Consider the following 12,706-nt stretch of genomic DNA (forward strand, 5'->3'; position numbering starts at 1 on the left):
GCCGTGTCAGTCGATAGGAGTGGTGCTCCACTTGGACGTCAGCACGCCGAGCGCACCGAGCGCCACCGCGCCGGCGGTGGAGGTACGCAGGACCGTCGGCCCGAGCAGCGCGCAGCGAGCGCCCGCGCCCACGAAGAGATCGAGCTCCTCCGGCGCCACGCCCCCCTCGGGGCCAATGACGAGCAGCAGCTCGGATGCCTCCGCGAGGGGAATGTCATTGATGTGGCGCATCGAGGACTCGTGGAGGACCAGTGCGATCCCGCCCGCACCGAGGGTGGACTCGATGAGCTCGACAACCTGCTTCGACGAGTGCTGGTCACGCACCTCGGGGAAGTGGGTGCGGCGCGCCTGCTTGGCCGCGGCGAACGCGGTCTTGCGCCACTTGTCCACGCCCTTCTTCATCTTCAAGCCATCCCACCGGGCCACGCAGCGCGATGCCGACCACGGCACGATCACATCGGCCCCGGCCTCGGTGACCAGCTCCACCGCCAGCTCGGATCGCTCCGACTTGGGCAGGGCCTGGACGATGGTGATGCGGGGGCCGTGCGGCGGCACCTGCGCGCGCTCGGTGACGCGGATCTCGACGAGGTCCTTGGCGGTGCGCTCCACGATTCCCCGGGCAGTGCCGCCCGCGCCGTCAGTGAGCACGAGCTCCTCGCCCACGCGCATGCGGCGGACGGTGGCAGCGTGGTGGCCCTCGGGGCCAGCGAGCACGACGAGCCCACCGTTGTGGTCGGGCAGGACATCCAGATGGAAGATCGATGCGGCCACGGTGCTAGTGACCGCTCACGAAGTCTCGGAGCTTCGAGAAGATCTTGCTGCCATGGTGGGAGCCGCTCGTGACGACCTCCGCGGTGTCACGATGCCGGGACTCGCGGAAGGAGCGCAGCAGATCGGCCTGCTTGTGATCAAGCTTGGTCGGCACGACCACCTCGAGGTGCACGTAGAGGTCTCCGCGGCTGTCAGCGCGCAGCCGCGGCATGCCCTGGCGCGGAACGGTCGCCACGGCGCCCGGCTGGGTACCTGCCTCGACGTCGATCTCGATCGGCCCGTCGATGAGGCTCTCGAGCGTGACCGTGGTGCCGAGCGCGGCATCGACCATGGGCACGCGCGCGGTGCAGTGCAGGGCATCGCCATCGCGGACGAACGTGTCATGGGGCTGCTCGACGACCTCGACGTACAGGTCGCCAGCGGGGCCACCACCGGTACCGACCTCGCCCTGGCTGGCCAGGCGGACCCGCATGCCACTGGCCACCCCGGCGGGAATGCGCACGCTGATGTCCCGGCGGGCCCGCACGCGCCCATCGCCGCTGCACTTGCGGCAGGGGTCGGGGATGATGCTGCCAAAGCCGTTGCACGTGGGGCAGGGACGGCTGGTCATGACCTGGCCGAGGAAGCTGCGCTGCACCGATTGGATCTCGCCCGCGCCCCGGCACGTGTCGCACTGCACTGGCTTGGAGTCGCCGTTGGCGCCGGATCCGTGGCAGAGGTCGCACAGGATGGCGGTATCGACCGTGACCTGCTTGGTGGCGCCACGCGCGCACTCGGCGAGATCGAGGCGCACCTTGATCAGTGCATCAGCACCGGGCTGGACGCGGCTGCGCGGCCCGCGCGAGCCCATGCCCTGCCCGCCGAAGAATGCCTCGAACACATCGCCGAGGCCTCCGAAGCCCTGGCCGTTGAATCCACCGCCAGCGCCCGCTCCGGCCGCGCCCTCGAGCGGATCGCCGCCCATGTCAACGATCTTGCGCTTCTGGGGGTCGCTGAGCACCTCGTAGGCCGTCGTGGCTTCCTTGAAGCGGTCCTGCGCAGCTGGGTCAGGGTTCACGTCCGGGTGATACTCGCGTGCGAGCTTCCGATACGCGCGCTTGATCTCCTGCTCGGTCGCCGACTTCGTCAGTCCCAGCGTCCCGTAGTAGTCACGTGCCACGTCTGTGTCTCGTCCTGTTCTCGCTCTGCGGATCGTATGCCCTGCCGTCGCGGCGGACGACGGCCATTGAACGACGGTACTCGCTCATTCCCGAGTTGCCACATCGCCAGCGCCTCATCATCGCGCCGACAGCACCTCGCCGACATATCGGGCCACCGCGGAGACCGCGGCGATGCCCCACGGATAGTCCATGCGGGTAGGGCCCAGCACTCCCACGCCACCGAAGGTGGTGCCCGCCGACCCATAGCCCGTGGTGATCATGGAGGCCCCACGGATCTGCTCGTCCTCCATCTCCTCGCCGATGCGAACAGTCACCATGCCAGGCTGCTGCACCGCTGCGAGCAGCTTGAGCACGACCACCTGCTCCTCGAGCGCCTCGAGGACCGTGAGCATGCCCGTGGTGGTTCCTCCGAAGTCAGCAGCGTTCGCGGTGAGGTTCGCGGTGCCGCCGAGCACGAGCCGGTCCTCGCTACGCTCCACGAGCGTCTCGACGAGCACCGTCGCCGAGCGCACCACCGCGTCGCGCACGTCCTGCGGGGCCTGCGAGGCGAGCTCGGCCACCGCCACCGACGCCGCAGCAAGCCGCTTGCCCTCGAGCGCCGTGCCGAGCAGCGAGCGCAGCCGGGCGACCTGCTCCTCGTTGATGACATCGCCAAGCTCGACGAGGCGCTGGTCCACTCGTCCCGTATCCATGATGACCACGAGCAGCAGCCGGGCCGGGTTCAGCGGCACGACCTCGATGTGCCGCACCGTGGAGGACGTCAACCGCGGATACTGCATGACCGCCACCTGCCGGGTGAGCTGCGCGAGCAGCCGCACCGCGCGGTGCAGCACATCATCGAGGTCCACGCCGCCCTCGAGGAACTCCATGATGGCGCGGCGCTCCGGCGGGGAGAGCGGCTTGATCTCGGCGAGGCGATCCACGAACTGCCGGTATCCCCGGTCAGTGGGCACGCGCCCCGACGAGGTGTGGGGCTGCCGGATGTAGCCCTCCGCCTCGAGCACGGCCATATCGTTGCGCACCGTCGCCGAGGACACCCCAAGGCTGTGGCGGTCCACGAGAGTCTTCGATCCCACGGGCTCATGCGTGGAAATGTAGTCGGACACGATTGCCTGCAGCACGGCAAAACGCCTGTCCTCCGGGCTTGGCATGCGTCCACCACCTCCCCGTAGTTCCTCTGAGTTCGCCGGTGTTCGCCGGCCTCGCGAGCGTCCGGATCCCCACTGCCGGCCCACCCTCTCGAGGGGAGCCGCGGCGTTGCCGCCGGGAGATCCATGGTCGACCTCCCATTTTAGCGCGATCGGCAGTACTGCCGGGGTTGCCTCGGCCACAGCTGCCCCCAGCGCTGCTCAGCTGGCGGCCGCGATGCGCCGCACGACGGCATCGGCGAGCAATCGCCCACGGCCCGTGAGCACCAGCCTGCCACCAGCCTCGGTGCCCAGCCCTTCCCGGATGCACGCGCGCGCGGCCTCGAGCTCGGGGTCCGCTAGCAGCGCCAGATCCAGGCCGCTCCGCATGCGGACCTGCAGCATGATCTGCTCGAGATGCTGGTCCTCCGCGGTGAGCTCCTCCTGCCCAGCGATGGGCAACTCGTCCTGGCCGAGGGATTCGGCATAGCGGGCGGGATGCTTGGCGTTCCACCAGCGGATGCCCCCGAGGTGCCCATGCGCCCCAGGGCCCGCGCCCCACCAGTTGTCGCCGTTCCAGTAGCCCAGGTTGTGCTGGCACTGGGCATCGGGGCCCGAGGCCCAGTTGGAGACCTCGTACCATTCGAGGCCCGCGCCGGAGAGGCGGTCATCGATCAGCTCGTAGCGGGCGGCGAGCACGTCATCGTCGGGGGCGGGCACCACGCCCTTGCGCACGCGCCGGGCCAGCGCCGTGCCCTCCTCGACGATCAGCGCGTAGGCAGAGACATGATCGACTCCGGCGTCGAGCACCGCATCGAGGGTCGCTGCGAGGTCCGCATCGGTCTCGCCCGGGGTGCCGTAGATCATGTCGAGGTTGACGTGCTCGAAGCCGGCGGCCCGCGCCTCCCCCGCCGCGGCAACCGCCCGTCCGGGGGTGTGGGTCCGGTCGAGCACGGCGAGCACGTGCGGGGCCACTGATTGCATGCCCAGCGAGACCCTGGTGAATCCCGCCTCGCGCAGCGACCCGAAGAACCCCGGCGAGGTCGACTCGGGATTGGATTCCGTGGTGACCTCGGCGCCCTCGACGAGCCCCACGGTCCGGCGGATCACGCCGAGCACATCGCCGAGCATCTCCGCGCCGAGCAACGACGGCGTGCCGCCGCCGATGAACACCGTGCTCGCCGCGGGCGCGCCCGGGCCGCACGCCTCGACGGCAAGCTCGAGCTCGCGGGAGAGCGCGCCGAACCAGGAACCAGGCGAGGCGCTGGTGCCGAGCTCGCCCGCGGTGTAGGTGTTGAAGTCGCAGTAGCCGCAGCGCGTCGCGCAGAACGGCACGTGCACATAGATCCCGAGCGGCCGATCCGGCAGGCTGGCGCGCGCCCGCTCGGGGAAGACGGATCGGGCTTCGCTGGTCACGGGCATGTCCTCGCTATCGTGCTGGCCGGGCCTACCGGGGCTCGCTGCGGGCCCCTCGTGCCAGTGTGCCCGCCCGCGGCCCCTGCCTGGAAATCGATGCTCTAGCTGCACGTTGTGGCGGCCGTCGGTGTTCATGGCACAATGAACGCGTGAGTGGACCAGAAGAATGGCTGGCAGGGATGCACCTGGTGCAACGCCGCCATATCGATTTCAAGCGCGTTTGCAGTTGCTGCTGTCGCAGCACCACTGCCTGAACGCGCGCCCGCTCCCCTTGCGTGGCTGGCCGAGCTCGCGCGTCTGGCCCATGGCCCCACAGTTTTCCGCTTGCTGCCAGGGTGTGCCGTGCAGGCCCTGCACCGCCACATGGCATCGTCCCCAGCACACCATTTCCCAGGAGACTTGAATGTCGTCAGCCCACGACGCCACCGCGCGCAGTGACCGTGGCGGCCGTGCCCGCTCGACGCGGCCGCGCCGCCGCAAGTCCGAGGGGCAGTGGAAGCTCGGTTACCGCGAGCCGCTGAATGCCAACGAGCAGTCCAAGAAGGACGACAACCCCCTCAACGTCCGCCAGCGCATCGAGAACATCTACGCGGTGCGCGGCTTCGACAGCATCGACAAGGCCGACCTTCGCGGCCGCTTCCGCTGGTACGGCCTCTACACCCAGCGCGCCCAGGGCTACGACGGCACCTGGACGGGTGACGAGAACATCGATGTGCTCGAGGACAGTCACTTCATGCTGCGCATCCGCTGCGATGGCGGGCTCCTCGATCTGGAGCAGCTGCGCGCCATCGGCGGGATCGCCCAGGAGTTCGGCCGCGACACCGCGGACCTCTCCGATCGCCAGAACGTGCAGTGCCACTGGATCCGGGTCGAGGACATGCCCGAGATCTGGCGGCGCGTCGAGGGCGTGGGCCTGACCACCACCGAGGCGTGCGGCGACACCCCGCGCATCATCCTCGGATCGCCGCTCGCCGGGCTCGCCAGCGACGAGGTGATCGACCCCACCCCCGCGATCAAGGAGATCACCCGCCGCTACCTCGGTGATCCGCGCTACTCGAACCTTCCGCGCAAGTTCAAGACCGCCATCTCGGGCCTGCAGGACGTCGCCCACGAGATCAACGATTGCGCGTTCATCGGTGTGGACCATCCCGAGCATGGCCCCGGCCTCGATGTGTGGGTCGGCGGCGGACTGTCCACGAACCCGATGTTCGCGCAGCGCCTCGGCGCCTGGGTGCCCCTCGACGAGGTGCCCGATGTGTGGGAAGGCATCGTCGCGATCTTCCGCGACTACGGCTACCGGCGCCTGCGCGGCAAGGCACGCCTGAAGTTCCTCGTGAAGGACTGGGGCGTCGAGAAGTTCCGCCAGGTCCTCGAGGACGAGTACCTCGGGCGCAAGCTCCTCGACGGCCCAGCGCCCGAGGAACAGACCATGCCCCGCGACCACGTGGGAATCCAGAAGCTCAAGAACGGCAACTACTCGGTAGGCGTGGCACCGATCGCGGGCCGTGTCTCCGGGACCAAGCTGCTCGCTGTCGCGGATGCCGCCGAGCGTGCCGGCTCGGACGCGGTGCGCCTGACGCCCTACCAGAAGCTCATCATTGTTGATGTCCCCGAGGACAAGGTCGAGCCGCTCGTCGCGGAGCTCGCCGAGCTCGGGCTGCCCGCCCGGCCGTCGCTGTGGCGCAAGAACCTGATGGCCTGCACTGGCATCGAGTTCTGCAAGCTCTCGTTCGTCGAGACCCGCAAGCGCTCGCAGGATCTCGTTCCCGAGCTCGAGGAGCGGCTCAAGGATCTCAACGAGCAGCTCGATGTGCCCGTGACGATCAATATCAACGGCTGCCCCAACTCGTGCGCGCGCGCACAGGTCGCCGATATCGGCTTCAAGGGACAGCTCGTGCTTGACGAGGACGAGAACCAGGTGGAGGGCTTCCAGGTGCATCTCGGCGGCCACCTCGGCCTCGCCGCGGACTTTGGCCGCAAGCTGCGCCAGCACAAGGTCACCACCGACGAGCTCGGTGACTACGTGGAACGAGTAGTGCGGCAGTTCATCGACGACCGCGACCAGGGCGAGCGCTTCGCCGACTGGGTGCTGCGGGCCGACGAGGACAAGCTGCGCTGAGCAGGGAAGGTCGAGGAGCAGGCACGCATGAGGAGGGACAGCGGTGGAGCCCGGCAGCGGGGCGGCGGGAACAGAACCCGTCCGCGCGCCGTTCCACTGTATTGCCCCCTCGCGCGTCCCGTGAACGCACGTGGCCGGCAGCGCAGCCCCGCTGACCGGCAACCGGAACAGGGTCATCCGACCGGCATCGCCGGCGGCCGGCCCGTTCCCGACCGAAAGGTGACATCATGAGTATCGCGACCGAGAGCGAGTTGCGCCGCATCGCCGAGCGAGGCGCTGCCGATCTCGACGGCGCGTCCGCCGAGGAACTGCTCCAGTGGACCGAGGACACCTTCGGCAGTCGCTACATCGTGGCATCCAACATGCAGGACGCCGTGCTCGTGCATCTCGCCGCGCAGGTCCACGCTGGCGTGGATGTGCTGTTCCTCGATACTGGCTACCACTTCGCCGAGACCCTCGGCACCCGCGACGCCGTCGAGCAGGTCTACGGCGTCAACATCATCAACGCCACCCCCGAGCACACCGTCGCCGAGCAGGACAGCATCGAGGGCAAGGATCTGTTCGCGCGCGAGCCCAACCGGTGCTGCTTCCTGCGCAAGGTGGTGCCGCTGCGGGAGAACCTCGCGGGCTATGATGCCTGGGTCACGGGGATCCGTCGCGTCGAGGCTCCCACCCGGGCCAATGCCCCGCTGATCTCCTACGACGAGGCATTCGGCCTCGTGAAGATCAACCCGCTGGCGGCATGGTCCGACGAGCAGATGCAGGACTACATCGACAAGCACGGCATACTGGTGAACCCGTTGGTCGACGAAGGCTACCCTTCGATCGGCTGCGCGCCGTGCACGGCCAAGCCCACGCCTGGCACTGATCCGCGCAGCGGCCGCTGGGCGGGGAAGAACAAGATCGAATGCGGCCTGCACGCATCATGACACCATCACAGACAGCCGGACTGGCGTCCGCACGAGAGATGAACGGGGTGTTGCCTGACGTGGGCACGCACAGCGCTGACGAAGACTCACCACAGCACCATGCGGCAGCAACGAACTTCGACACGTTGACCGCCCTCGAATCCGAGGCGATCCACGTCTTCCGAGAGGTTGCGGGCGAGTTCGAGCGCCCCGTCATCCTGTTCTCTGGCGGCAAGGACTCGACGGTGCTGCTGCACCTGGCCATCAAGGCGTTCTGGCCAGCACCGCTGCCCTTCACTCTCTTGCATGTCGACACCGGGCACAACTTCCAGGAGGTGCTCGACTTCCGCGACCGCATGGTCGAGCGGTACAACCTGCGCCTGCACGTCGCTAGCGTCGAGGAGTACATCGCCGACGGGCGCCTCGAGGAGCGCGCGGACGGCATCCGCAACCCCCTCCAGACGGTCCCCCTGCTCGACGCGATCAGCGAGCACCGCTTCGACGCCGTGTTCGGCGGCGGCCGCCGCGACGAGGAGCGCTCCCGCGCGAAGGAACGCATCTTCAGCCTCCGCAACGCCTTCGGCCAGTGGGACCCGAAGAAGCAGCGCCCCGAGCTGTGGAACCTCTACAACGGGCGCCACTCCCCCGGCGAGCACGTGCGGGTCTTCCCCCTCTCCAACTGGACCGAGCTCGACATCTGGCGCTACATCGCCCGCGACAACGTCGAGCTCTGTCCGATCTATTACGCGCACGAGCGCGAGGTCTACCAGCGCGACGGCATGTGGCTCGCCCCCGGGCCCTGGGGCGGTCCTGGCGACGGCGAGCAGCTCCAGTCCCTCTCGGTGCGCTACCGCACCGTCGGCGACGGATCCACCACCGGCGCGGTGCTGTCGGACGCCACCGACAACTTCGCGATCCTCGCCGAGGTCGCCGCATCCCGGCTCACCGAGCGAGGAGCAACCCGGGGCGACGACCGTGTCTCCGAGGCCGCCATGGAAGACCGCAAGCGAGAGGGATATTTCTGAGCATGAGCGACCTACTTCGCCTCGCCACCGCCGGCAGCGTCGATGACGGCAAGTCCACCCTCGTCGGACGGCTGCTCTACGACACCAAGTCAGTGCTCGCCGATCAGATCGATGCTGTCACCCGCGCCTCCGTGGACCGCGGCCTCTCCACGCCAGACCTCTCCCTGCTCGTCGACGGCCTGCGTGCCGAGCGCGAGCAAGGCATCACGATCGATGTGGCCTATCGCTACTTCGCCACCCCGCGCCGCTCGTTCGTGCTCGCCGACACCCCCGGGCATGTGCAGTACACCCGCAACACCGTTTCCGGGGCATCCACCGCGCAGCTCGTGATCCTCCTCGTCGACGCGCGCAAGGGTGTCATCGAGCAGACGCGCCGCCACGCCGCTGTTATGGCGCTGCTCGGCGTGCCCCGCCTCGTGCTGGCCGTCAACAAGATCGACCTCGTGGACAATCCCGCCGAGGTCTTCACCCAGATCTGCACCGAGTTCACCTCGCTGACCACCCAGCTCGGGTGGGCGCCGGAGAACGTGCAGGAGATCCCCGTCTCGGCCCTGCACGGCGACAACATCGCCACGCCGTCGGATCGCACCCCCTACTACAGCGGCCCCACGCTCATCGATCACCTCGAAGCCGTGCCCGTCGATGCCGAGCCGCACAATGTCGGCCTGCGCTTCCCCGTTCAATACGTGATCCGCCCCCGCACCGCCGAGTACCCCGACTACCGCGGCTACGCCGGCCAGATCGCCGCCGGAGAAGTCCGGCCCGGTGATGAGGTGCTCGTGCTGCCCGCCGGCATCCGCAGCACCATCGCGAAGATCGACACGATGGACGGAGAGCTCGACCACGCCGAGGCTGGCCGCTCCGTCACCCTCCTGCTCACCGATGACATCGACATCTCCCGCGGCGACGTCATCACCTCCCCCGGCGATGCCCCCGAGCCCATCAGTGAGTTCGAGGCCACTGTGTGCGTGCTCGCCGATAAGGCGCTGCGACCCGGTGCCCGGCTGCTGCTCAAGCACGGCACCCACACCACCCAGGCGATCGTCGGTTCCCTCATCGAGCGCTTCAACGAGCAGGAGCTGCGCGCCGATCCCGCGCCCGAGACTCTCGCGCTCAATGACATCGGGCGCATCCAGATCCGTGTAGCAAGCCCCATCGTGGCCGATGACTACGCCATCAACCGCCACACCGGCAGCTTCCTGCTGATCGATCCCGCCAGCGGCAACTCCCTCGCCGCCGGGCTCGTCGGAGACGTCCTCTCCGCCGTGGAGATCGGCGAGCGGCGCAACAGCTAGCTGGGTTCGCGCGGCTGGCGGAATCCGCGGGCACCGCTGGCATCCGCGACCCCTATTGCACAGGCGCCACCGTTGCGCGAATCTGCCACGGACACACACGTGGCAGCTGGGGCCGATCCGTGGCAGCACCGGGCTAGCAGTGGCAGATCCGGGGCGCTCGGCATACTGCGAGCAGCCACTGGCTCCCCGTGCGAGGCACTAGCCGAGAAATGCAACCGGCGGTGCGGAAGCCGACCGCTACCCGCCGAATGTCGCGCGCTAGTGGAAACTTTTCCCGCTCTGGCCGGGAGAAGTTTCCACTAGCGGCGCGCACCCCTCCGGCGCGCACCCCTCCGCGAACGGAATCCTGGCGTCCAGCACCGGCGGGCCAACAACCACGAGCCGTGGTCCCGCTCCCGCCAGCGGAAGCCGGCCGCTACCCGCCGAATGTCGCGCGCTACCTACTCGCCGCCACCTTGCGGGGTGAAGTCGAGCTGCTCGGCGACCTGCATGGGGTGACCGACCTCGGAGTCCATGGTGATGGCGATGCCGTCGCGGAAGGGCTGGACGTCGCGCACGATCCCGTCGCTGCGGGAGGGGACCCGCCAGGGCTCCCATCGCACGCCGTGGTCGGAGAGCCACACCACGGGCCCGCTGGCCTGGTTGGAGGTGTAGCGGCCGGCGGCGGCGAATCCTCCCGCGACGCGCACGGGCTCGCGCATGGTGGCGCCGAACCCGGTGCGGAAGGTGCCTTCGAACTGGATGCCATCCTCGGTGCGGAGCACGATGTTGCGACCACCGGTGGTGGCGCTGAGGATGGCTTCATCCTCGCTGGTGGCGCATCCAGTGAGCTCGCCCTGGCCACTGCCGAGGATCTCGGCGGTGGCGCGGGTCCATCCGTCGGTGTCCTTGCGCCATATCGCGGGCACGGGCGAGCCATCATCGACGGTCGATCCGGCAACAAGCACGGGGCCGTCGGCGACCTGGCAGACCGCGTTCGCGGAACTGCCCTCGTCGGTGCCGCCCAGGATCTGCTCCATCGCCCAGGTGCGCCCGTCCTCGGATGACCAGACCGTGGCGGCGGGCGGATGATCAGACTCGGCTCCAGTGGACGTGCCGACGGCATACCAGGCCTCGTCGGTCCGGGTGACCGCGGTGAGACTGGCGTCCGCGACCGCGCCGAACCCCTCGACGGCAACCCAGGGCTGGTCGCCGGCGGGCTGGAACCAGCCGCGCGCTTCGATGCGGTTGCTCTCGAGGCTGAACTGGGAGCCGAGAGTGATGATCTCACCGGCCTCGGTGCTGGAGACCACGCCGCCGATGAGGTCGGCCACCTCGGGCGGATCGAGGGTGATCGGGGCGAGAACCAGTGGATCCTCGGGCGCGGTGCCGCCACGAAGCTCGAAGAGGTCGCGTTGCTCGGCGCTGCTGAAGTCCGCTCCGTCGATCTCGTAGCGCACCTGCAGTGTGGTGGCGAGCACGCGGCCAGCAGCGGAGACGATATCGTCGACCTGCGCGATCTGCTCGCTGGTACCGACCCGTTGCACCTCGCGCCATTCCTCGCCGGGGCCCTTGACGCCCATGACGACCTCTCCGACGGCGAACGAGCCGAGCAGGGCGGCGCGTTGCTCCGGGTTCATCCCGATGACGACTCCGCCGACGCCGGGGAACTCCATGGGCTCGGAGACGCCGTTGAAGAACCATTGGCCGTCGGGGGTGCGGTGGTAGAAGCCTGCCCGGAGGGAATCATTGTTGCTTGCCACGGCGAAGAGATCGCCGCCGCGCGCCGAGGGCCGCCCGAGCGTGGTGTCTACTCCCTCGGCGATGAAGAAGACCGATTCCGCAGGGGGCGCGGGCACGGTCTCCGCGGTCCATTCGGCGCCGTCGCCGGAGACCCATGCGGCCGGGACCTGTCCGCTCTCGGCCTCGGGGGCGAGCGTTCCGCCGGTCAGGACGAATTGATCGCCGACACTCTCGACGCCGGAGACCGCCATGTCAGTGCTGCTGCCGATGGGGTGGGGTCCATCCCACGTGCTGCCCGCGTCGGTCGAGGCATAGGAGACAAAGGTGCCAGCGGTTCCTTCGTCGCCGCGCTGCGCGATGAGGACGACGGTGTCGCCGTGGGCCGCCATGTCCACGATGAGGCGCTGCTCGCGGTCCGGGATGCCAGGCAGCAGCGTGTACTCGACCGAGTCGCCCTCGATGATGGCGACACCGAGCTCCTTGTCCAGCGAGTTCCCGGCCGTAATGATCTTGTTGCCAGTAACGGTTCCGGTGACGACCCGGAACTCGTTGGCGTATTCCGGGGGCAGCGGCACCGCGTCCCATGCGCGGCGATCGGCGGACCGCCAGACGCGGGAGACCAGGGCGCCCTCCTCGTAAGCAGTTCCCACCACCGCGCTCACGGCATCATTGCCGACGAGACCGCCCGAGAAGGCGTGCGGGTAGTCGGGCGCCACCTCGACGGGAGACCACGCCTCGCCATTGTCGGCGACCCACACCACGGGCCGGGTCGAGCGGCCCGGGGCGGCCATATTGAGCGCGACGGCGTAGGGCGCGTTCTCGGCCGGGGGCAGCAGGTCGAGGCCACGGCCAGCGAACTCACCGGTCCGGAACAGCGAGCCCGGCACATCGACCGGCGCGGTGGTGAGCTCCCGCAGCTCGGCTGGCGGCACCTCGGTGGTCTCCGGGGAAGGCTCGGTGGAGGCCTCGGGGGAATCGTCCGGCGTGGACGAGCACGAGGCGGCGAGCAGTGCTACCGCGAGGGCAGCAAGATGGCGCCGAGCCGTGCCACGATTCGGCGGAGCGTGGTGTGTCCTGTTCGCGTGCCCAGGGTGCGCCATGAATCCGACACTAATGCGTGTCATCCCTAGCTTGTGCCACATTGCCCGAGTTCACCACTGGAT

9 protein-coding genes are annotated in these 12,706 nt (G+C 68.9%); 4 read left to right on the forward strand and 5 right to left on the reverse strand.

Annotation, left to right across the window (positions count from 1 at the left end):
- Positions 1–6 precede the first annotated feature (6 nt).
- The 4 genes from QC765_RS14100 to hemW all read right to left on the reverse strand — a co-directional run bounded on the left by QC765_RS14100 (position 7) and on the right by hemW (position 4,480).
- Positions 7–771 carry a 16S rRNA (uracil(1498)-N(3))-methyltransferase gene (locus QC765_RS14100; RefSeq protein ID WP_278315069.1) on the reverse strand — a complete coding sequence of 255 codons (765 nt, stop codon included), beginning with the start codon at positions 769–771 and terminating at the stop codon, positions 7–9.
- Positions 772–775: 4 nt separating this feature from the next.
- On the reverse strand, positions 776–1,930 hold the full coding sequence (dnaJ, locus tag QC765_RS14105; protein ID WP_278315070.1) for a molecular chaperone DnaJ: 1,155 nt from the start codon (positions 1,928–1,930) through the stop codon (positions 776–778).
- A 117-nt stretch (positions 1,931–2,047) separates the two neighbouring features.
- Positions 2,048–3,082 carry a heat-inducible transcriptional repressor HrcA gene (hrcA, locus tag QC765_RS14110; RefSeq protein ID WP_278315071.1) on the reverse strand — a complete coding sequence of 345 codons (1,035 nt, stop codon included), beginning with the start codon at positions 3,080–3,082 and terminating at the stop codon, positions 2,048–2,050.
- 198 nt (positions 3,083–3,280) lie between these two features.
- Positions 3,281–4,480 (reverse strand): radical SAM family heme chaperone HemW, encoded by a 1,200-nt coding sequence (hemW, locus tag QC765_RS14115; protein WP_373876759.1) that lies wholly within the window; start codon positions 4,478–4,480, stop codon positions 3,281–3,283.
- A 397-nt stretch (positions 4,481–4,877) separates the two neighbouring features.
- Here hemW and QC765_RS14120 point away from each other — a divergent pair, with 397 nt between their 5' ends.
- The 4 genes from QC765_RS14120 (at position 4,878) to QC765_RS14135 (ending at position 9,821) form a co-directional block, all read left to right on the forward strand.
- On the forward strand, positions 4,878–6,593 hold the full coding sequence (locus QC765_RS14120) for a nitrite/sulfite reductase (protein ID WP_278315073.1): 1,716 nt from the start codon (positions 4,878–4,880) through the stop codon (positions 6,591–6,593).
- Between the two features lie 227 nt (positions 6,594–6,820).
- Positions 6,821–7,522 (forward strand): phosphoadenylyl-sulfate reductase, encoded by a 702-nt coding sequence (locus tag QC765_RS14125; RefSeq protein ID WP_278315074.1) that lies wholly within the window; start codon positions 6,821–6,823, stop codon positions 7,520–7,522.
- Entirely contained in the window at positions 7,501–8,526 is a 1,026-nt protein-coding gene (gene cysD / locus QC765_RS14130; protein WP_373876760.1) for a sulfate adenylyltransferase subunit CysD, read from the forward strand. The genes QC765_RS14125 and cysD overlap by 22 nt, the downstream gene beginning before the upstream one ends.
- A 2-nt stretch (positions 8,527–8,528) precedes the next feature.
- Positions 8,529–9,821 carry a sulfate adenylyltransferase subunit 1 gene (locus QC765_RS14135; RefSeq protein ID WP_278315076.1) on the forward strand — a complete coding sequence of 431 codons (1,293 nt, stop codon included), beginning with the start codon at positions 8,529–8,531 and terminating at the stop codon, positions 9,819–9,821.
- 440 nt (positions 9,822–10,261) lie between these two features.
- Here the strand turns inward: QC765_RS14135 and QC765_RS14140 are convergent, their stop codons facing one another.
- The gene (locus tag QC765_RS14140) at positions 10,262–12,643 is read right to left on the reverse strand and encodes a hypothetical protein (RefSeq protein ID WP_278315077.1); all 2,382 of its coding nucleotides are present in this window, start codon (positions 12,641–12,643) and stop codon (positions 10,262–10,264) included.
- Between the last annotated feature and the right edge of the window lie 63 nt (positions 12,644–12,706).

The organism is Hoyosella levis (genome assembly GCF_026008515.1).
GTDB lineage: Bacteria > Actinomycetota > Actinomycetes > Mycobacteriales > Mycobacteriaceae > Lolliginicoccus > Lolliginicoccus levis.